This is a genomic window from Undibacterium sp. GW821-FHT07F11 (genome assembly GCF_059418665.1).
This window is the reverse complement of the sequence record NZ_JBWKQH010000011.1, coordinates 171,758-192,757: the sequence shown is the minus strand read 5'-3', so window position 1 is coordinate 192,757 and position 21,000 is coordinate 171,758. Positions and strand designations below refer to the sequence as shown.

At 52.5% G+C, this 21,000-nt stretch carries 16 protein-coding genes; 11 read left to right on the top strand and 5 right to left on the bottom strand.

The genetic code is table 11. The annotated features are described in order from the left end of the window. Positions 1–400: 400 nt before the first annotated feature. Positions 401–835 carry a hypothetical protein gene (locus AC07OI_RS25455; RefSeq protein WP_495259159.1) on the top strand — a complete coding sequence of 145 codons (435 nt, stop codon included), beginning with the start codon at positions 401–403 and terminating at the stop codon, positions 833–835. A gap of 1 nt (position 836) precedes the next feature. On the opposite strand, the gene AC07OI_RS25450 is transcribed toward AC07OI_RS25455, so the two are convergent. Further along, entirely contained in the window at positions 837–1,622 is a 786-nt protein-coding gene (locus AC07OI_RS25450) for an enoyl-CoA hydratase (protein WP_495259158.1), read from the bottom strand. Beyond that, the gene (gene ylqF, locus AC07OI_RS25445; protein WP_495259157.1) at positions 1,619–2,551 is read right to left on the bottom strand and encodes a ribosome biogenesis GTPase YlqF; all 933 of its coding nucleotides are present in this window, start codon (positions 2,549–2,551) and stop codon (positions 1,619–1,621) included. The genes AC07OI_RS25450 and ylqF overlap by 4 nt, the downstream gene beginning before the upstream one ends. 410 nt (positions 2,552–2,961) lie before the next feature. Between ylqF and AC07OI_RS25440 the strand changes: the two genes are divergently transcribed. The 10 genes from AC07OI_RS25440 to AC07OI_RS25395 all read left to right on the top strand — a co-directional run bounded on the left by AC07OI_RS25440 (position 2,962) and on the right by AC07OI_RS25395 (position 18,698). After that, positions 2,962–3,969 carry an exonuclease/endonuclease/phosphatase family protein gene (locus tag AC07OI_RS25440; RefSeq protein ID WP_492706986.1) on the top strand — a complete coding sequence of 336 codons (1,008 nt, stop codon included), beginning with the start codon at positions 2,962–2,964 and terminating at the stop codon, positions 3,967–3,969. Between the two features lie 24 nt (positions 3,970–3,993). Continuing rightward, positions 3,994–5,187: a hypothetical protein gene (locus AC07OI_RS25435; protein WP_495259156.1), complete on the top strand. Its 1,194-nt coding sequence runs from the start codon at positions 3,994–3,996 to the stop codon at positions 5,185–5,187. Between the two features lie 18 nt (positions 5,188–5,205). Further along, a complete protein-coding gene (locus tag AC07OI_RS25430) occupies positions 5,206–5,727 on the top strand; it encodes a hypothetical protein (protein ID WP_492706982.1) in 522 nt (173 codons plus the stop codon). Between the two features lie 41 nt (positions 5,728–5,768). Further along, positions 5,769–9,032 (top strand): DUF6603 domain-containing protein, encoded by a 3,264-nt coding sequence (locus AC07OI_RS25425; protein WP_495259155.1) that lies wholly within the window; start codon positions 5,769–5,771, stop codon positions 9,030–9,032. A 73-nt stretch (positions 9,033–9,105) separates the two neighbouring features. Continuing rightward, complete coding sequence (locus tag AC07OI_RS25420; protein WP_495259154.1) at positions 9,106–10,626, top strand: hypothetical protein; 1,521 nt, start codon at positions 9,106–9,108, stop codon at positions 10,624–10,626. 46 nt (positions 10,627–10,672) lie between these two features. Next, the gene (locus AC07OI_RS25415) at positions 10,673–11,605 is read left to right on the top strand and encodes a hypothetical protein (RefSeq protein WP_495259153.1); all 933 of its coding nucleotides are present in this window, start codon (positions 10,673–10,675) and stop codon (positions 11,603–11,605) included. Between the two features lie 21 nt (positions 11,606–11,626). Next, positions 11,627–15,982 carry a hypothetical protein gene (locus AC07OI_RS25410; RefSeq protein WP_495259152.1) on the top strand — a complete coding sequence of 1,452 codons (4,356 nt, stop codon included), beginning with the start codon at positions 11,627–11,629 and terminating at the stop codon, positions 15,980–15,982. A gap of 82 nt (positions 15,983–16,064) precedes the next feature. Next, the gene (locus AC07OI_RS25405; protein WP_492706973.1) at positions 16,065–17,621 is read left to right on the top strand and encodes a hypothetical protein; all 1,557 of its coding nucleotides are present in this window, start codon (positions 16,065–16,067) and stop codon (positions 17,619–17,621) included. 12 nt (positions 17,622–17,633) lie between these two features. Then, positions 17,634–18,107, top strand: a complete 474-nt coding sequence (locus tag AC07OI_RS25400; RefSeq protein WP_492706972.1) for a phage tail protein — start codon at positions 17,634–17,636, stop codon at positions 18,105–18,107. 96 nt (positions 18,108–18,203) lie between these two features. Next, positions 18,204–18,698 (top strand): phage tail protein, encoded by a 495-nt coding sequence (locus AC07OI_RS25395; RefSeq protein ID WP_492706970.1) that lies wholly within the window; start codon positions 18,204–18,206, stop codon positions 18,696–18,698. A gap of 31 nt (positions 18,699–18,729) precedes the next feature. Here AC07OI_RS25395 and AC07OI_RS25390 read toward each other — a convergent pair whose 3' ends face one another. The 3 genes from AC07OI_RS25390 to AC07OI_RS25380 are packed head-to-tail and all read right to left on the bottom strand — an operon-like array spanning position 18,730 to position 20,785. Next, the gene (locus AC07OI_RS25390; RefSeq protein WP_492706968.1) at positions 18,730–19,239 is read right to left on the bottom strand and encodes a nuclear transport factor 2 family protein; all 510 of its coding nucleotides are present in this window, start codon (positions 19,237–19,239) and stop codon (positions 18,730–18,732) included. 49 nt (positions 19,240–19,288) lie between these two features. After that, positions 19,289–19,843 carry a GNAT family N-acetyltransferase gene (locus tag AC07OI_RS25385; protein WP_492706967.1) on the bottom strand — a complete coding sequence of 185 codons (555 nt, stop codon included), beginning with the start codon at positions 19,841–19,843 and terminating at the stop codon, positions 19,289–19,291. A gap of 3 nt (positions 19,844–19,846) precedes the next feature. Further along, positions 19,847–20,785, bottom strand: coding sequence for a histone deacetylase family protein (locus tag AC07OI_RS25380; protein WP_492706965.1), 939 nt, complete (start codon positions 20,783–20,785; stop codon positions 19,847–19,849). Positions 20,786–21,000: the final 215 nt, after the last annotated feature.

The window sequence follows — 21,000 nt, the reverse complement described above, 5'->3', positions numbered from 1 at the left end:
ACGCCGTTTGTGCGGTACAGAAAATGGATAAAGAAGAGCCGCTGTTTGAGCGAGGCGAGTTTCGGATCTTCCCATTTTTTGTACTGCACAAACGGGAACCCCTTTAGGGGGCGACGACGCCTGGGTCGCCTTTCTTTGAATACGTTCTTTGGCGACGCAAAGAAAGTATTTCGGCTGCCGGGCCGAGACCCGGCTTGCTCCACGAAGGGCAATTTAATTTCAAGCTACACGGTATGCAAGAACGCCTCTAGATTTCAGCCCAAAGCACGCTGGAATGACGTTGCCAGGATTGCCGTTCATATTGCAGCGCAATGGTCGCAAGCGATACACTTAAAGAATGGCACAAAACACACTCAATTGCGCCCAATTCTTCAGCAGCAAAGAGTATAATCTTGCCCCTATGGCATTCCACCCTTTTATTTCCAAACCCAACACCCAGGCGATCGCCCTGTCGACCGTCGTGTATGGTTTGCTGTATTTCGTGTTTATTGCGCTGCTGAAAGCATCGATGGCACCGGCAACACTGGTGAACACAGATAGCGGTTTATGGGGGAACTCGCTGTTCATGGCCATCTTTGGTTTTGCTCAGTATGTGGTGCCTGGCTTGCTGGTAGGCTATCTGGCTGAAAAGTCGCCAATGATGCATGGGTATTTGCTGGGCATTGCTACCACAGCGCTGGTATATACCTATGCCAGTTTTGCCTATAGTGACAATCCTGCCCAGCTCCCCACCTCATATACAGTCTTGTACACCTGCTTTGTGGCTGGCGTCTGGTGCTCACTCGGCGCCGTCATTGCCGATCATCTCAGAACTTACAAGCAAGAAGAGAAATAAATCAAGGCCAGTCAGGCTGGCGTTTTTCCAGAAAAGCCTGTACACCTTCTTGTGCCGACGCATCAAGCATATTGCAAGCCATGGTTTGTCCAGCCAGTTGATAGGCCGCTTCCACACCCATTTCCAGTTGCTTGTAGAATAACTGCTTGCCCATGCTGATCGCGACAGCAGGTTTGGCGATGATGCTAGCCGCAAGTTCTGCGACGCAGGTATCGAGTTGATCAGGGCTGACTACACGATTGATCAAACCACGCTGCATTGCTGTCTGCGCATCAATAAAATCACCCGTCAACAGCATTTCCATGGCTTGCTTACGTGAGACATTGCGCGACAAGGCGACTGCGGGTGTAGAACAAAACAGGCCGACATTGACACCTGATACAGCAAAGCTGGCATGGTCGCTGGCGACAGCCAGGTCACACATGCCCACCAGTTGGCAACCCGCCGCAGTAGCCAGCCCATGCACACGGGCGATGACAGGCTGAGGTAGTTTCTGGATAGCCAGCATGAGCTTGCTGCATTGCTGGAACAGGCTCTTATAATAGGCTTCCGAAGCATTTGCCTGCATTTGTTTCAGGTCATGGCCAGCACAAAATGCCTTGCCAGCAGCAGCCAGCACAACTACCCGCACGCTTTCATCCTGCGCGATGGCCTTGAACTCAGTCTGCAAGCTAGCCAGCATTTCTTCTGACAGGGGGTTGAAGCGTTCGCCACGGTTCAGTGTCAGGGTGGTGACACCTGCTGCGTCGCTACGCAATACAAATGGCGCGTCTGCCGCAGTACTCATTCTGCGTCTTCCTGTTCTGGCTCCATGCCAGTCTGCACACTCTTGCCCTGCCCCAGCAAGACCGGCGGCACATAGGTTGCCAGCAAATGCTCGCGGCTGGCCGGTGTTTCCAGGCTCACGCGCCCTAAAGCACCACTGCGGTAATCGAGCAACAGCGTATGTGAGGCTTTTTCATAATCCCAGTCGCCACCTTTGAGCTTATAGCCGCGTTTTTTTGCCACACCTTCTATGACGGAGACCGCATCAATACCATCGACCGGAAAGCCATAACGCTCGGTAATGAATTTCGGATAATGGATCAACAATTGCTCTGCAAGGAAAGTCGCAATTTCTTCCTCGATCAGCGCATTCACACCAACTGCATGGCTGGCTGCCAGCATCAGGCCGTCAGTAGGATGTTCTATCTTGGGCCACAGCATGCCAGGAGTGTCGGTCAGGATCATGTTTTTGCCCAGGTACAAGCGCTGCTGGGTCTTGGTCACAGCCGGTTCATCACCGACATTGGCGACACGTTTTTTGAGCAGGGCATTCATCAAGGTCGATTTACCGACATTGGGTATGCCCATGATCATCATACGCAGTGGCTTGGTGGGCACACCGCGATGTGGTGCCAGCTTCAGGGCCAGACCTGGTACTTTGGCGACATCGGAAGGCTTTTTGCAGCTCAGGGCTACGGCGAACACGCCCTTCTGGGCATTATAAAAATCCAGCCATGCCTTGGTGGCATTGGGATCAGCCAGGTCGGCCTTGTTCAAGATCTTCAGGCATGGACGTTGGCGAAAGTTGCGCAGCGACTCTACCATGGGGTTGCAAGATGCTTGAGGAATGCGGGCATCCTGCACTTCTATCACCAGATCGGTGTTTTCCATGGTTTCCGCCGCCTTCTTGCGGGCGGCGTTCATGTGGCCGGGGAACCATTGTATGGACATGCTTATTCTTCTTTTTAGCAAAAACAAAGCGATATTGTACGGAACTCTGTCCTGCTTGCGCCGGATTTTGCTGGCGATGCCAGAAAAGCCCTGCATTTATCTGAAACAGGCTTAAGCTATTAATGTACAAAAAGACATTAATGTTTAATATTTTTGCCAGAATTGTAAATTCAGTTGATTAATTTGTATGTGGATGCTATTTTTCTAATCCATGATTTGTTGTGTTTTTATTAGCGCCTGAAACATTTCCCCACAGGAAATTCAAGCAAGTTTTTCACCCTTGAAAAAGGGTGAAGGTGAAACTCGTGCCAACAAGCAACAAGGCGGGTATAAGGACGGACAGAGACTAGCGGCACAGCAGTAGGAATTTTATTGTTTTTTGAGCTTGCATAACCATAGGCAGATGAGCGATGAAGGTAATTTCCTGGAATCTGAAAAATGTCAGTCTCAACAAGCTCACCAAGGGCACCAGTTTCCAGCCCCTGTTCCAGACCTATGGCATGGGCAATACCGTTCTTGATTATGTGACCAATGTCGTCATGGGCGCCGAGCAATGGGAAGGCGTTATTTCTTCTGCCCCCGTTGACTTGTTCGTGGTCATAGAACTCAAGACCGGTGGCTCCCGCAAAGGGAGCAATGTATCAGGCAATTGCCTGCCGACCCTGGCTGCGCTGCGCGATGCGATGAATGCCGCAGTGGTCGCCATGAACCATAATCCCCTGGAATACACTTACCAGTACATCGTACCAGTTGTCACAGGGCGGCATGAAACGGTAGGCTTCATCTATAACACCAGAGAGTTGAACCCAACTGCACTGACGCTGGAGCGCAATACCGTCACCGATGCCTTCCTGCCCGGCAGGACACCGCTGGTCGCTGCCTTCAATGTCTTGTCAAAACCGGGTACGACGATGCGTTTCTCCGGCATACACGATCCTCCACCGAATGGTGGTGCCGCTGTCAGGATGCGCCCGCCCATCGATTTTTGCAGGCAACTGGTGAACACTCCTTCAGCGGCGGTACAGAACACCTTTTTCCTTGGTGACTTTAATTGTCAGCCGACGGACAGCTACGTGAACGGGAATGGTGTCACGGTAAGACCATTCAGCAACCTGAACAATTATGGAACTGACCTGGAGAACAATTCACTCTCCAGTGTCAGGAAGCGGCTGGACAATAACCAGGCAGGGCAAGCTGCCTATCTGAGCGCGCCGTATGACAATAACATTTTCTGGATAACACCAAATATTGTCATCGGTACTGGCATGGAAGAAGTTGCAGACCTCATCGGTGAAGCCAAGGACAGCACTTTTGACCCGCCTAATAATCTGTATCCAGCCAGGGGAAGGGCGGTACTGAATGCCTACAATGCGGTCTCAGATCATCTGCCTGTCATCACGGAATTCAACGTCATCTAACCAAGAACAGCAGGGGCATAGCGCATGGCTTACTGGAAATTTACCGATGTCTATGGCAGCACTTACCCGGCGCTGAGTAATTCCATACTCAGTGTGCTGGTATTTGATGTACCGTCCGGCTCTCCCATCAGCGGCACAAATTTCAGTGCCAACCTGGATTTGCAGGCGACTGGCAAGTCCATGGCCGTGCTGTCAAAAATGCTGGGCATGAACAGCGTGCCCATGACAGGTACAGTCACGACCACGAACAATGAACTTAACATTGATCTGACGTCGAGCAATAATACCGCGATACTGAGCGCACTGGCAGCCTGCATCCCTGTCATAGGTGGTCAGCTTATGCAGGCTGCCAGTCTGGCCATCAAGAACACCACGCCGCAATCTGCCACCGTTGATGACGATCCGACGACGGACCAGTTCAATCTGAATACCACGGTCAAGATAGGCAATGGCAGCGGGAATGTGAGCACGCAGATACCGATGAGCAATGGCCTGTTCACCATGAGTGCCACGTTCGACAACTTTGGCATAGGTTTGAGCGACCTGAATTTCCTGGTGCCGGGCGCACAGTTTTCCAGCATGTTCCCAACCACGCTGCCAACGAATTACTACAACCCGGCCAGCACGACCTTGAATCTCCTGTCGCTGGAATTGTCGCTGTATGTCAAGACTACGCCTTCGCTGAGTATCAGCGTCAATAATGTCTCGACCTCGATAGGCATAGTCAATATACCGCTGTATCCGAATGCGCTATTCCTGAACCCGCTGGCGATCTGGATCAGTGTCAGCAATCCTCTCAGCAACCCGACACCGACCTGGGGACTCAACGGCACGATCGCGCTCTACCCTTACGACAAGCAGACCAGCCCGCCCAGTGTGCCGCCGGATTTTAGTTATGATCTGGCGATGCAGATGCCGACCAGATCCGACCCCACTTTTTCTGTAACTGGCACGCTCGAAAATCCGCAAAACCTGCCAGTGTCGCAAATCCTCTGTGACCTCATGAGTGACGGCAGTTTCAACACTGGCATATCGAATCAACTGACACTGGAAACATTTGATTTTGCCACCGTGGCCGATACTTCCACAGGCACGATCAACGAATTTTCTGTCGAAATTGCCATGAATGCCACTGCTAACGGCGGCTCTTACCTTGGACTGTTCAGCGACAGTTTTGGCGTCAAGGATTTCAGTATCGCGGTTGCTTACGTCAAGTAAGTGGCAAATAAGTGGCAAATGAATATAGAACCATCCTCTATTGAAAACGAAGGTGCGCGGACCATGGGTACAACGATCAATTTTAAAACCACGCTGGTCATAGGCGAACAGGATGTACCACTGGCTTCAGAAATTGTACTGGGCCAGAGCGATTCGCAGGAAGGTGCCAGCAATGGCTTTTTATTCAAGCTGGACCGTGAACCCTTTGATCCGCCTGTCACGATTTATCTTGGTGACGTCATCAACTTCATCAATACCAAACTCGGTGGTGGCAATGTCGCCAGCAATCCCGGCATGGCCCTGATCAGCCAGGCATTCCCCAATATGAACCCGGCCAATTTCAATTCCAGCAACCAGACGCTGGTCAACATTTATGAATTCAGCCTCAATTCGACGACCAAGGAATTCCTGTTTTCTTTCAATCTTGATGTAGAAGGTTCCAATCCTGACGTTGGCCTGATTGCTTTGCCGCCTGTCTTGTCGAACTGGCTCAAGATAGAGAGTCTGGCGATTTCGTTTTCTGCCAGCAGTCAATCCTGATCACCTTGATCAACCCTGAATAATCCAGACCTCGCGCCGCCATGCCTACCACATCCAATACTGCTATAGACCTTACCCTTGGCCTGAACCTGCAAATCGGTTCGGTTCCTGTTTCGCTGAGCGCGGAAGTGGAAAGCAAATCGAGCGGATCTGTTTACACATTCAGCGGCTCTGTGCAGGATGCCACCATCGATATAGGCAAGTTCATGAGCTATATCGGCCAGCAGTTTGGCGTTGATGTACAGTTTCCGCCTGAACTGAACCTGGAAGCGATCATCGACTATGTGGCCGGGCAGATCACCTATTCCAAGCCTGTCACTGGTGCAACGACCACAGAAATGGGGATGGCAGCCAAGTTTGAACTGATCTATCAGAATGGCGATAGCACCGAGAAATTTGGCTTCAGCTTTTATGCCGACACTATCCTGACCAGTGGTTCCACTACCAGCAACTATGTGGTCGGCGCTTCGATAGATACCAACCTGGCATTCAAGGATTTGCCTCTGGTCGGCAGCATACCGGTGTTCAATGAATTTACACTACAGCACCTGGGCTTCAGCTATACCAATGCTGATCCCGCACAAAATAATGGCAAGCCTGTCAGCTTCAATATCCCCCAGGTGTCGAAAAGCAGTAATCCATTAAAGCCGGCAGGTTCACCGACCTCACGTGAAAGCAATACCTATGCGATAGATACGAAAGGTGACCAGACTACTTTCAGTCTGAATAAAAAAGGGTTTGCTTTCACCGCAGGCCTGCTGCGCGATGGCAGCAATAGTGCTGTCAGCAATTTCTCTTTGCCCATGGCCTTGCCTGCTGCCCCGGCTTCTACTGCGCCAGCCACTTATTACCAGGGTAGTGGTAGCGGCAGCGTCAAAGCCAGCCCGCCAGCCAGCCCCATCAACTGGATCAATATCAACAAGACTTTTGGCCCGGTTGACCTGCAAAAAATCGGCCTGAATTATAAAAGCGGTGAAGCGACGTTTGGTCTGTCTGCCGGGTTTTCCGTGGGGGGGTTTTCGCTGGACTTGCAAGGCCTGTCCATTACCTTCCCCCTGCCCTTGCCCGGTATGCCAGCGGGTGACACAGTCAGTTTCGATCTTGATGGTCTGGCGATGGATTTCCAGCGCGGCAATCTGAGGCTGGGCGGCGCATTCCTGAAAGTCAAACAGAACGACATCACGAATTATTTTGGTGAAGTCGTCGTGCAGGTCGCCAGTTATGGCTTCAAGGCCATAGGTGGTTATGCCCCGGCACAGAATAATAATCCGGCATCCTTCTTCATCTATGCGAACCTGCAGGTTCCTTTGGGTGGCCCACCCTTCCTGTATGTATCCGGCCTGGCCTTTGGTTTTGGTGTCAACTATGCGTTGAACCTGCCGACCATCGCGACCCTGCCTGGTTACCTGCTGTTGCCAGGCAAGGCACCTGCTCAACCATCGGATGCCGGTGCAGCCTTCAGCAGTGTACTGACGCAACTGGCCAGTGGCACCAATCCCGTTGTGACCAACCAGCCTGGCCAGTACTGGGTAGCGGCTGGTATACAGTTCACGTCTTTCAATATGGTGTCGGCCTTTGCCCTGATCACGGTGTCGTTTGGCGTCAGCACGCAAATAGGTTTGCTGGGTTCCTGCTCCATTACCTTGCCCAAAGGGGCCAGCAGCCCGCTCGCTTACATAGAGATTGATATCGTCGCTTCGTTCACGCCAGACAGTGGTGCACTGGCAGTGGCAGGTGTGGTCACTCCCGCATCCTACCTGTATGGCGACTTCGTCAAGATCAGTGGTGGCTTTGCCTTCAATATCTGGTTCAGTGGTGCGCACAAGGGTGATTTCGTTGTCACGGTGGGCGGCTATAACAGCGCCTATTCCAAACCGGCCTGGTACCCTGCCGTGCCACGCATGCAAATGGGTTTTGCATTGGGGCCTTTCCAGGCATCGGGTTCGTCTTACCTGGCCCTGACACCAGCGATGTTCATGGCGGGCATGCAGTTTTCTGCGACCTTCTCGCTGGGTTCCATCAAGGCCTGGTTCAATTGCGGCATGGACTTTTTGATCGCCTGGGCGCCCTTTGTCTACCGGGCAGATGCTTATGTCAATGTCGGTTGCTCGGTTGATCTTGGCCTGTTCACGATACGTGTCAGCGTGGGTGCGAATCTGCAGGTCTGGGGGCCCTCATTTGGTGGCCGTGCCGAAGTTGATCTCGACATCGTCAGCTTTACCATCAGCTTCGGTTCTTCTGCACCCAACCCTGCACCTGTCAGTTGGCAGAATGTAGCGGACAACTTCTTGCCTGGCAGCGCTTCAACTTCATCAAATTCTGCCAGTGCTGTGTCGGCCCGCAGCATGAGTATGTTGAGCATGCAGAAATCGGCCAGCATGACAAAAACTGCCAAGCTCAGCACCGCCAGCGCAAATGCAAGTACCGACACCAATGCATCTGCATCTGTCGCCGTAGGTTTGTTGCAACAGGACATCGTTGATGCCGAAGGCCGTAGTTGGGACTGGATCGTCGATCCAAATCAGTTCCAGCTCATGACTGCATCGACCATACCGTCGAATGTGGCGCGCTGGAGTACCGGTAGCGGCACGACAACGACGATACCGAATGTAATGCCTGTCGCCAGCACCACAGCCTTGCCGCATCTGGTGGCAGCCAGCGAGTCTTACTCAAGTACACAGATATGGAATCCGACGATCAGCGTCAAGCCCATGAAGCTGTCAGGCGTGCAGACCATTCATACCGTCACTCTGACCAAGGCAGATAATAACGGCAACTTCACTGACTACATCAATGAAGTGCAAATCCAGCCTGTATTGGGTAATTCGAATACCGCATTGTGGGGTGACCCGAATGCCAGCAAGGATGCCAATGCTGCGGCCCTGCTGCCACATACGTTGATGGGTTTCAATATCACGGCCCTGCCGCGCAACCCGTTGACGGTCAACAATGTGCCATTGATACAGCTGATTTTTACGGCTGGCAACCAGACTACCTTCAGCTATACCTCACAGCAGTCTGACCAGAATTACACGGTGACCTCGACCATCACCAGCCCGGCAGAAGTATTGCAGATCAATGTCACAGGAGCCAGTACGCAAGCGCTGACGAACCAGAATTATGTACTCAGCTCGCTGACGAATAACTGGGTCAGCAGCCAGCGCAATACCGTGCTGGATGATTTGACGGCCAATGGCTTTGGCACCTACGCGCCTGCGCAATTGAACCTGACGGCCATGGCCACGACAGAAGCCCTGACTGACTGGCCACTGGTAGGTGTGCTTGGTGAAGCATTAGCAGCCTAGCAATTGCGGCTTGTCTGGAATAGCGCAACAAATAATGTATAGATGAATATTTTTTCTGAAGGTGTGGATCAACATGGCTGTCAATGACGATGAAACCTATTTGCTGCATCAACAGGTATCCTTTATCCAGCATTTCCTGCCTGGCCTGGATGCTGGCGGTTATCAGTTAAAGGTAAGGCAAAACATACTCGACAATGCAGGCAATGCTGTCAGCGGTGCAGACTATAGCAATAGCTATACCTTTGCGGTAACGGCAGACCGCTTTGCGATTTCACAGCCGGGTAATGTGATCAGCTCTGTATTCCCCTCGGATAATGCCTCAGGCGAATTCAGCAACGTCTTGCCGCATGTGGTGTTCTCACAAAAGACCTTCCCCTGGGTACGTTACCCGACCAATCAATTGCCATATTCACCGCCAGAGGCTGGTACAGATACCGATGCCGACGTACCGACCTGGCTGTGGGTCATGTTGCTCGATGAAGACGATGTCAGCACCTGCGCCGCTGAAGGTTTGAGCCTGAGCCTGTCTGCTGCGACCCGCAGTGTGGCCGACCTGTTCCCGCAGGCTGCCTTGCCATCTGGCACGAACAGCAGCCTCGGGAATAATTATTCCTACTTCAATGGTGCCACCACAATATTGGGTCTCGAACCCGGTGAGACATTAACCGATGCCATCCAGACCATTGACGTGCCTCTGAGCCTGTTCTGGAAAATCGCACCGAGTGTTGATGACTTGAAGCAGATGGCGCATGGTCGTATAGTCAGCCTGATCAACCAGCCAACCACGACCAATACACCAAACCCAGGTGAGCCTACCGGTTCATTCTCCGTTGTATTTGGCAACCGCCTGCCTGCCACTGGCAAGAAGACCGTAGCCTTTCTGGTGTCACTCGAAGAATTGCAAAACTTTTTGCCCAGTACCAGCAGTGGTGGCGCACCGGCGGGCAACACTTACAATGGCAATTTGTCGCTGAGGTTGGCAGTACTCAGTACCTGGACTTTCTTCAGCACCGGCCAGCCAGCGACCTTTGTCCACCAGTTGTTGAGCCTGAATGATCGCATCATTGATGACCCGAAAAAGCAACCGCCACCAGCTGCTGTAAATACCACTCTGCGCCTACCCTACCAGGGCAGCAATGCTGTCGTACGCGGCGCATTGAATATGGGCTATGTGCCGCTCAATGAAACCTTGCGCACGTCCGGCCAGACAGTGTCATGGTACCGTGGCCCGCTGACACCTTACCAGGTCACACAGTCATGGTTGCAAGTACCGATAGCCTCGCCCGATGCAGCCACCATCTTTGACCCTACCACGGGTTTGCTTGACACTTCTTACGCCGCCGCATGGACCATAGGCCGCATGGTGGCCTTGCAGGATACTTCGTTCTCAACAGCCTATTACACCTGGAAGCGTGATCTGGAAATGCAGGTACAACAATCCGTCGAAGACCAGATGCTGGAACAAAGCCTGGGGGCTTCGCTGGACCTGGCACCGCAAGCGAAACAAATGAAACTCATGGTCGGCGCACCAGCACCGCATGGTTCAAATTCGCTGCTAAAGCGCACCATCATGTCACTCAATCCTGAGAATTAATATGAAATCCGTGTACACGCGCTCAGCGCTGATAAAGAATTTAAAGATGGCTTATTCCAGTCCCGCCAATCTGCAGGCAAATCTAGCCAATCCTGCCATGCCGCAAGTGCTGGTGGATTGGCTGGCCAACCTGGCTTTGCTGCATGGCGTGCCCTTCAATTACCTGGTGCCGGATGAAAACATGTTGCCGCCAGAATCCCTGCGCTTTTTTTATCTCGATAGTAACTGGGTTTCTGCACTGACGGACGGCGCCATGAGTATAGGCCGCAACCTGACTACACAGCTTGATACGCCAGAAATGAATTTGCAATCTGCCGTCTTGCCCGAGGTGTCCACGCAGGTCAGGAGCACCGCTACTCAAGTCAGGGCCAAGGCCTTTGGTATTACGGCCAAACTCAGCGAGAGCAATTCGACAGTCATCAGCGGCTTTGTCTTGCGCTCTTCTTTAGTACTTGATTACCCGAGCATGGGCGTGAATGTCTATCCTCTCGGTGGCACACCAAAAGACGTGTCACCTGTCATGCTGCAAATCTTGCGACTGGAACAATTGGGGCCACAGTCTGACACGCTGATCTGTCTGGTTGCAGGTGATGCCTACCGTGTCGACATACATGAAGCACCACAGGCGCTGCATTACGGTATCGATTGTTTCCAGAATGGCTGCACCGTCAGGGGCCAGGCCGCCGCCGCAGTCAAGAATCTGTACACCTTTGGCAATGCTACTGCCAATAGCAATGGCACTACGACGAACAGCGTCACCATGAGCCAGACTGTGACGCCGACCGATATAAGTTCATGTTTCCGCAGCATATCGCCGCGTGTGCTGGGCATGGACAGTTTGTCCAAACTCATTCTGCAAGCTAACCGCGCTGTCGCACCACCACCGGGCACCACTGCCCCCAACAGTATCGATTCTGCTGAGATGGGCTTTGAGATGACCGAGGGTGTGGGCATGGTCAGTTTTTATAAATCAAATTAATTAAGCCAGCGACTGAAAATTATGATGAACGCAATCGTTCCACTCAATATTGCCGCGCTGCGCGTCAACAATAACGACGCCACCAACGTTGTCGGCGGCTTCCAGGGCAGGACAGCCAGCTTCAATTCCATGCCCTGGTACAACCCGAATGGTGGTACGCCACCGGCAGCGGCCAGTACCGGTGACAAGATTTACGCTCCGCTGGGCAGTACAGCAAGTGGCAACCCACTCAACAGCCCGGCTAATCCCCTGGGTGTTGGCGTGCATCTGCAATGGGAATTGCCTGATTATTTTCGCAAAGGGACACAACCTGCCGAAGGCGGCAACCTGGTTTTCCCGGCTGCGCCAAACCGCTGGCTGGTAACTCGCTTCCTGAGTTTCTATGATACGCAAACCCAGGCGTATGGCAGCATCAGCAGCAAGAGCTGGGTAGTCGAGAGTGATTACCTGTCATCGACGCTGCAGGCCGATGCTTCTGGCATCATACGGCCTGTCATCTCTGTTCCTATCCCAGCCCAGCCTGGCTTCCAGCAGCAGCCTTTCATGTACATGGGGCGGGTGGTCGATGCTGCAAGCTGGAACCCGGCGAATACACCGGCATCGAATTACCTGCCGAATTGCAAGGCCACTGATGGCAACTCGCTGTACCTGACATCAATAGGTTTTGTCGGTGCCTATTTTGGGTCGTACTACCCTGAATGCTGCAGTGTGTTTGGCTTCTGGGATAATTTTTCTGACGTGCCTTACGCTGGCTACAAGTCTTTGTATGAAGCCCTGAAGGCGAATGCGACGATACAGTTCCGCACCAGTTATCAGGTCACGGGCTGGCTCAATGAGAGCATGTCTGATCCTCTGGCTAACATCGATGCCCATATTACCGACGACTATAACCGCTACCTGGCTGACTGTAACAACAACCATGTTGCCCCTGAATTGACGCCCAATGATTTTTTCCAGCAGATCACCAGCGGAAAAATGAAGTGGACCTTCAATATGGCCGATGTCAGCTATGAGCTCAATCAGGATCACACGATTGCAGCGCTCAACTATCCAGACGAAACCCTGTCTGCCGGCACCAGCCAGGAAGTTGTCTGGAACATGCTCAGCAATCCCGGCACGACTTACTTTTTGCAGTCGAACAATGCAGGCAACGTTTCAGTCTGGGATACCCAGGTCGAGATTGCCGTCGGCAATTCAACCGAAGAAGCCGTGGCTGCCATGCTCAAGACCGACATGGGCCAGCAGACCAATGATCCAAATGTATTGAGCAATTATGAATACCTGCTGGATGCCCTGCAACTGGGCCTGCTTGCCGATCTGGAAAAAACACCCAACAAGTTGATCACGCTGGAAGAAGCACTGCACAGCAATGCATTTTCCACCGACCCCGGAGGTTACTTATGGATTATCGGCAGCAAGGAAGTGAATGGTGACACCCCGGTCAATCCCGATACCGAGGTCACCCTGCCACTGGACCTGGCCGAACAACTCTACCTGTTGAACCAGGCACAGAAAAACTACGACATGGGCCGCGCCGCACTCTCCACCATGCGCAAGCAATTGTTCATGGACTGGACGCATTATGTGAAGCTGTATACGGGTGAAATCACTGACCCGAATATCAGTATCAGCAATATGACGAATTTCATCAACACTGCCAGCGGCGGTGAATTGAATGCCGTCATCGCCAAGGGCACGGCGGTTGGTATGTTGTCGTATATTACGGACGAAGAATCAGGTGCAGTCACTGGTGTCAGCCAGCCAGTCAGCGGTGTCTCTCTCTCCAGTCTGGCTTACAAGGTCTGGGACAATTATCAGGTAGTGCAAAATGCCCTGGCGGCTTACCCGGCCTGGCAGGTGCAATGCACGAAGAGTGACGCTTTCTATCTGCCGAATGAACCCCTGGTACTGATGCAGGGTGACATGATGGAACCTGCCAGCAGGAATGGCAAGAAAGCACTGACCTTTGTACGTCTGAGCCAGGAAATACTGGGGCAGCTCAATATCAGCTACAACGGCAATGAGCTCCGGGTAGCGGCCAGCAACACAGGCATAGTTCCTGCCATCAACAGCAATATACCCATGGGTAGCGATGTCAACGCCCTGCTAGGCGAAGCCTGCCTGATCACGCCCATGCTGGCAGCGGCAGTTGCATCCGGTCTCGCTGCAATAGGAGGGGCAAATAATCCGGCAGTCAGCTCACTGTCCGCATTTACCACCAGTCTGATGTATGCGCAAGGTGGCCTGAGCCCGCTTGATATTGTACCGAATGCCGGTGGTGTGCCTGCATCCACAGATACCAGTCTGTTTACAACGGTGGCAAGCGACAACTACCAGGCCGCAGCCAATCCCGTTATCGCTATCAGCGCACCACAGTCATTGAATATCACATTCAGCAATACCACCAACAATGGCTGGGCACCAAATACCATAGGCTGGAGCACCCAGGCTACACCAGCCGGTTTCCCATCCAGCCAGGTCAATCCCTTCCTGCCCGTATTTATGGTCTGGAACGTCAGGCTCAATCCTTTGCTGTGGGAAGCCAGGGACGGCAATGGCAACGCGATTTATTCACCATCCAATCTCACGGACTTCTTTACTCTGGATACAGATGCTGTCGATTACGTCTATAAGATGAATGGCAGCCAGGCGGTCAACTTCACCTCGCCAGACGCCATCACTTATGGCAATTCATCGACGATGAGTTCCAACTCCACCGGCGTGCTGGTGTACCAGATCAACTCTTATATAGCCAGCCACCCCGGTGACCCGGACAACCCTACCCTGCAAAGCATAGCTGACCTGTATGCCGACAAGAACTTCCTGGCGCAATCGATCAGCGGCTTCAATATCCAGCAGATATTGACTGCCGATGTTGCCCAGGTAGCGGTGCAGGACCTGACCAAGGGCAGCCGCGACAGCGTGACCACCGCCGTTGCCAACGCCGCCAAACAAAATGCCTGGGACAACTGGTATGACTTTGGCTTCAACAGCCAGCAACCTATCTCCACGGGCTTGCTGGCCCAAGGTAATTTTGGCCCCTTGCGTTCTGGCTTCCTGGAGATCATGAGCATAGAAATCGTCGATGCCTTTGGTCAGCGCATGGATCTGGCAACTTCGGCGACCAATCCTGACGGTTCTCTTGAGGTGATTACCGCTTACTCCATGACGCCGCCTGCTGAAGATACAGCGAACCAGGGCAAGATTTACCTGCCACCAAGGTTACTGGCCTCTAGCCGCCTGTGGTTCCAATGGTTGTCAGCCTCGTATGACACCAGCATCGCCGGTATCACCGGGGATTTTGAAGAGATGAGCCATCACCCTGCCACCTCACCCGTGTGCGGCTGGATCATGCCGAATCACCTCGACAATAACCTGTTCTTCTACAATGCGGATGGCAGTCCGATCGGCACTTTTGGCATAGAACATCTGAGCACCAACCCAGCGCTGGTCTATCGCACCCGTGCCGGTAACCTGGCCAATCCTACCAGCAGCCTGGCCTATGACATAGGCGAACCAGGCTTACCCAAGGTGAACGCCAACCTGGCCAACTACATGTGGTACATCAATGGCCAGAACGCCAGCTACCTGCAAGACTTGATGAAGGTGATACTGGACTCGGCCGACTATATCAACCCGGCCAATTACGCCAGGGATGCGAATCTGTCGGTACTGCTGGGTAATCCCCTGGCCCTGGTCAGGGCCTCGGTCGGGCTGGAAACTGCTGGCAACCTGCTGCCAATCAGCCAGGCAAGCAGCGGCCCTGGCGCACCACTCCCGCAAGACGTGAATAATAACCGCGTCAATTACACAGACCGCATGGCCTACAGCAGTGCCAACCTGCAAAACCTCAACTTCCCACTGCGGCTGGGGGACCTCGCCAATCTGGATGACGGGCTGGTTGGTTACCTGATGGATGGCACTGGCGACAATCCCTACACCGGTGCCGTATTTTATGCACCTGCAGCCGATCCTGGTATGCAGGGCGGCGTCCGGGCGCCGATTGAAACCACGGTGCAACTGACCCTGAATGCAGCGTCACGTCACCTGACCATGCTGGTTGATCCGCGGGCGGCAGTGCATGCCACGACAGGCATATTGCCTGTCAATGAACTGAGCATACCGCCTGACCAGTATTCGACCGCAATGAACAGCCTGCAAGTCAATTTCGTCACCAGACCCATGCTGAAAATGAACCAGGGTCTGGTCGTACCCTTACCTGCTGAGGCCGGCTATGCATGGTCGTGGATCACACCGGGCAGCACTACCGAGACAGCGCTGATCGCCAACGCCGCCAATGAAACCCCGGTCTATGGTTATTCACCACAGACCCTGCAGGAGGGCTGGCTGGAACTCACCCCGGATAGTAATGAATGAACCATGCATATAAGCAGTAACAACCAAGCCAGCACTACTGAACATTTATTATTTTGATCAACCCTAACAGACAGAAAAAATTATGAGCTCAGTAATAATGACCATGAACAACCCTGCGGTACCGGGCACGCCCGCTACCATTTATACAGGGGTCACAGCCAGCCTGAATATCGCGCTCACCAATGACACCGGGGCTGATATCAATCTCACTAACGCTGCCAATCTGGAAGTGTTCATGCCGCTGTATTTCACGGCAACACAACTTGAGCAGATGGCAATCAGCAATATCTCGCCTGCAGGCTGGACTTTCAGTTACAACAGCACTGACATGGCCCTGCAACTGAAATGGACAGGCGGCAACGCCTCCTGGTTCAGTAATGGTGCCATCACTTTCAGCATCAACAATGTGCTGACGTCGAATGCTCCTACCGCTGACGTCGTGCAGATCAACTTCAATGACATCAGCGGTGCCAATGTCCCTAGCCAGGTATCGTCAGCGCTGGCGCTGGTTGCACAACCTGCGCCAGGCAACCTGAATCTGCAACAGGTGCTCAGCGTCGCACCAGAATTTGGCGGCGCGGTCTATGTGTCCGCCATCAGCAATCCACTGACCAATACCCTGTACCTGAACCTCAAGAATATAGGTAGCACACCTCTGTTCAATGGCAATAATATGTGGACAGGCTCACCCAAGGTATCAGTCAGTTTTGTGTATGGCACAACCAGCGGCTCGCTGGCGCCGGACGACAAACAGCAAGCGACACAAACGGGCTCAGCCTGGGCTATCAGCGCCGGTATTTATGTAGATCAGACTGGTGGCTGGAGTGTGCAAAATCCTTCTGTTACCGGCCAGGCGAATTCGCCAACCTGGACACTGACGCCCAACAATACCAACAAACAGATCATAGGTACCGGTGACCAGTCAAATGTGACATTCTCTTTCGCCAATATCATTTCGATGACACCGACTGGCCCTACGCAGATGTATGTGCAGTTTTCAGGCTTCATGGCGAACGATGGCACGCATTACAACGATACGGTGTTTGTCGTTCCTATCAGCAAGCAGATTCCACCCAATCCTGGCGCGATAGGCATCTACAGTCTGGCAGAAACTATCCCTGTTAACAGTTCAACTGAACAGGTCTCAATTCCACTGACCTGGAGCATGTTTGGTGTTGGCAGTGTCAAGCTGAGCTTCTATATACCAGGCATGACCATACCGGAACAAAAGTATACCTACGGCACTACTGCACATCCCGCACTCAATTATGACACTGAGCATCCACAGATCACTGGCATTACCAAGACCCAGACCCTGACTGTGTATTGCTGGGCTTACTCTGACAGCAACTGGCAAAATCAGTTGAACAAGATACAGTGCACGGTTCCGTTGATCTTCCCACCTGTGATCAATAGTTTTACCATACAGCCGACCACGATCGTGCCACCGGCCAGTTATGCCTTCCAGCTGCAATGGGATATTGAGGGACAGGACAGTTTTGAAATCATTGCCGACAACGGTTCAGGCAGCCCACTCAAACTGCCAGTTCCGCAAACCGCTTCGACTTATATAGTCAACCCAACTTCGCCACAAACTACCTATACACTGAATGTGTATGGCAACACTACTAATGACTGACCGGAGTATCCCATGCCAAATTCAAATGTCGTCACTGCGCAAGCCATCGCTACCATCCAGATGCCCGTCGGCACCGTCGTCAGTTTTGCAGGAACCGCAGCACCAAACGGCTGGTTGCTATGCGATGGTGCAGGTATAGCACAATCAACCTATCCGAATTTGTATGCGCTGGTCGGCGGCAATGTCCCGGACCTGCGCAGCCGCTTTATTGTCGGAGTAGGCCAGGGCAATGGGCTGGCAAACCGTACCCTGAATAACATTGGGGGAGAAGAAAACCACACACTCAGCCTCAATGAAATGCCCAACCACAGCCATTCCTATGGTGTTGGTGGCGGTAACGGCGGAGGTAATAATGGCACAGGTAATTCGGAGGGCTGGTCAACAACCAGTTCGGCGTTTACAACCTGGACGGGCGGCGCTGGCTCCACTTGGGCACATAACAATATGCCGCCCTTTTATGCGTTGACCTACATCATCAAATACTAAATTGCAGCAACCAAGTACAAAGCGCCGACTTATCGTAGTGGTGCAAACATAGATATATTTTTGCATCATTTTCACTTTTTTTCATATAAAACCACCATGAGCACATTAACCAGCACAGCCCCTGCCCAATCTGCCGACACAGTAGCGATCAACCCTTTGCCTGTCGGTTCCATCATTGCCTTTGGCGGCAGCGATGCGCCTAACGGTTGGCTGCTTTGCGTCGGCCAGACCATCAGCCAATCGACCTACCCCAACCTGTTCGCAGTCATCGGTGGCACCGTACCAGACTTGCGCAGCCGTTTTGTCATCGGTACAGGACAGGGGAATGGCCTAAGCAACTACCCACTCAAAAGCACGGGCGGTGTTGAAACTGTCACGCTCAATGTCAACCAGATACCCAGCCATCAGCATTTCGGTTTTGGCGAGGCTTACGACGATTGGCCGCTTGGCTATCAGGGTAGCAATCAAAAAGGCAGCAAAGGTGGTATGGACAATGACAACCATTATTACGGCACGACCAATACTGGCGGTAATCAGGCGCATGAAAACCGCCCGCCGTATTTTGCCCTGACTTACATCATCAAGTATTGAAAGCATAAGCAGGCTGGAGCAGTTTCAGGATTTATTTTTTCTGCGTCTGTTCAGCCTGTTTTTCAGCCAGTTGCTTCACACCGGCAGCAAGATAATCAGTCAGTTCATTCGGCACAGTCAGTGACAACTGGTAGTGCATGATTTCAAAGCCCTGCGCAGTATGGTGTATGACGCCGCTGGCCTGGCAAATGCCCATCTGTGTTTTCAACTGCTCATCAAACCAGATCCAGCTACGGTCTGGTGACATATTGATGTGGCGGTTAAAAGAAGTAAAAGCCCAGGCAGACGGACGTTCAAAAAAACGTTTGGCCCAGGCTTTGAATTCGTCACGTGTCCAGCGTTCTGTCTTGTCGGTACCTATGTACACACCGTCTTTTGCCATCTTGTCGAAATACTGCAGGCGTGCATGGGCAGCATCGTCATGCCATTCATCAATGAACTGGGCAACTTTGCTCGTGACGCTTGCAATATCATCTGCGGCATGAACCAATGTAGTCTGCATGGCCCATGCTGCCAATAAAGCACTCAGTGTCTTTTTCATTTTCACGTCCTGGTTTTCATAGCACGATTTTCGTAACCTGATCCGGGTATCAGTTTTGTCGGCTCAGGTAATCGGCACGGGTGATGCGATAAATCAGGCTGGCGGCTTCACCTGGCACATCTTCCACTTCCGAGTATAGCTGCATGCCGATTTTTTCCAGGGTGCGGCGCGAGGGAGTGTTGGCAGGCCTGACCAGGCCATATACTGCATCCTCAGCCAGCACCACAAAGGCCGCATGCAAGGCTGCCATGGCCATTTCCGTGGCATAGCCCCTGCCCCAGGTGTGAGCAGCAAAACGGAAATAGATATTCAGGCCGCTGAAGTCACCTATCTGCTTGCGCATGATGCCACCAAAGCCCAACACCTGATCTGGCTCATCTATAGAACAGACTGTCCAGTAACCAAAATGCTGCCTATCCCATGCACCTGCCCAGTCATCCAGCAATACCCTGGTGGTTTCGCGTGATCTGGGGCCGGTGGGGTTATGGATATTGGTGGCGGGGTCACCATGGATGGTGGCAGCGCTGTCTATATCGCTACGTTCCATCTTGCGTAGTAAGAGACGCTCCGTCTTCAGCGGACTCAGTCTACTGTAATTAATCATGGTTCAATCCAGATCAGCCAGGACTTTGAGATGTGCCACCACGCTACGCCCCAGGGCAGACAGGTTATAACCACCTTCAAGACAACTGACGATGCGCTTATTGGAAAACTCCTGGGCAATCTTCATGATTTCCTTGGTGATCCAGGCATAGTCAGCTTCGACCAGGCCCATCTGCCCCATATCATCTTCACGATGGGCATCAAAACCGGCAGAGATAAAGATCATCTCCGGTTCAAACTTGCGCAAGGCAGGCAACCATTGCTCAGTGATCAACTGGCGCACGACGTCACCATAACTATGCGCCGGTACGGGAATGTTCACCATATTGCGGGCTGGATGCTCAGTACCGGTGTAGGGATAATAGGGGTGCTGGAAAAAACTCACCATGAGCACCCGTTCATCATTGCGGAAAGCCTCCTCCGTGCCATTACCATGATGGACATCGAAGTCAACAATGGCGATGCGCTGCAAGCCGCGCATTTCCAGTGCATGCTTGGCTGCCACGGCCACATTATTAAACATGCAAAAACCCATGGCTTCGCTAGGGGTAGCATGGTGGCCAGGCGGACGTATGGCACAAAAGGCATTTTCCACTTCGCCATCCAGCACGGCATCAGTTGCGGCTACTGCTGCACCGGCAGCACGCAGCGAAGCACGCCAGGTATAAGCATTCAATGAGGTATCAGCATCCAGCGGGAAATGCTCGTACTCTGACCGCTCTGAAGGACAGTTTTCGCGTATGCGGTAGATGGCATCGGCAGTATGCACACGGGCCAGATGGGCTTCTGTGGCTTGCGGTGCCTCACGGTGATCGAGCAAAGTACTGATACGGCTGGCGATCAATTGGTCGTCTATGGCTTGCAGGCGCTCAGGTGATTCCGGGTGCCATGAGCCCATTTCATGGCGTTTGCAGTCAGCATGGGTGTAATACGCAGTTGTCATGTCTCTGTGCCAGAACTGCCACAAATCCCGTCCGGCACAGACATGCCAGCGCAGTATGAGTGATACAAGTTCCGTTTATCTTATCTGTCTTATTATCAGTTTCACCCTATTTGCCTGATTTTGCAAATCCGTCTGTCTGAAACTTTTCACTATGAGCAACAGTTTTTGACATTTCGGTTTACACTGTGAGCACTTAAATTTGACAATTCATGGGC

Coding starts and splice junctions, on each gene's coding strand:
- AC07OI_RS25455 (WP_495259159.1), top strand. CDS start 401: ATGGCATTCCACCCTTTTATTTCCAAACCCAACACCCAGGCGATCGCC.
- AC07OI_RS25450 (WP_495259158.1), bottom strand. CDS start 1,622: ATGAGTACTGCGGCAGACGCGCCATTTGTATTGCGTAGCGACGCAGCA.
- ylqF (WP_495259157.1), bottom strand. CDS start 2,551: ATGTCCATACAATGGTTCCCCGGCCACATGAACGCCGCCCGCAAGAAG.
- AC07OI_RS25440 (WP_492706986.1), top strand. CDS start 2,962: ATGAAGGTAATTTCCTGGAATCTGAAAAATGTCAGTCTCAACAAGCTC.
- AC07OI_RS25435 (WP_495259156.1), top strand. CDS start 3,994: ATGGCTTACTGGAAATTTACCGATGTCTATGGCAGCACTTACCCGGCG.
- AC07OI_RS25430 (WP_492706982.1), top strand. CDS start 5,206: ATGAATATAGAACCATCCTCTATTGAAAACGAAGGTGCGCGGACCATG.
- AC07OI_RS25425 (WP_495259155.1), top strand. CDS start 5,769: ATGCCTACCACATCCAATACTGCTATAGACCTTACCCTTGGCCTGAAC.
- AC07OI_RS25420 (WP_495259154.1), top strand. CDS start 9,106: ATGGCTGTCAATGACGATGAAACCTATTTGCTGCATCAACAGGTATCC.
- AC07OI_RS25415 (WP_495259153.1), top strand. CDS start 10,673: ATGGCTTATTCCAGTCCCGCCAATCTGCAGGCAAATCTAGCCAATCCT.
- AC07OI_RS25410 (WP_495259152.1), top strand. CDS start 11,627: ATGATGAACGCAATCGTTCCACTCAATATTGCCGCGCTGCGCGTCAAC.
- AC07OI_RS25405 (WP_492706973.1), top strand. CDS start 16,065: ATGAGCTCAGTAATAATGACCATGAACAACCCTGCGGTACCGGGCACG.
- AC07OI_RS25400 (WP_492706972.1), top strand. CDS start 17,634: ATGCCAAATTCAAATGTCGTCACTGCGCAAGCCATCGCTACCATCCAG.
- AC07OI_RS25395 (WP_492706970.1), top strand. CDS start 18,204: ATGAGCACATTAACCAGCACAGCCCCTGCCCAATCTGCCGACACAGTA.
- AC07OI_RS25390 (WP_492706968.1), bottom strand. CDS start 19,239: ATGAAAAAGACACTGAGTGCTTTATTGGCAGCATGGGCCATGCAGACT.
- AC07OI_RS25385 (WP_492706967.1), bottom strand. CDS start 19,843: ATGATTAATTACAGTAGACTGAGTCCGCTGAAGACGGAGCGTCTCTTA.
- AC07OI_RS25380 (WP_492706965.1), bottom strand. CDS start 20,785: ATGACAACTGCGTATTACACCCATGCTGACTGCAAACGCCATGAAATG.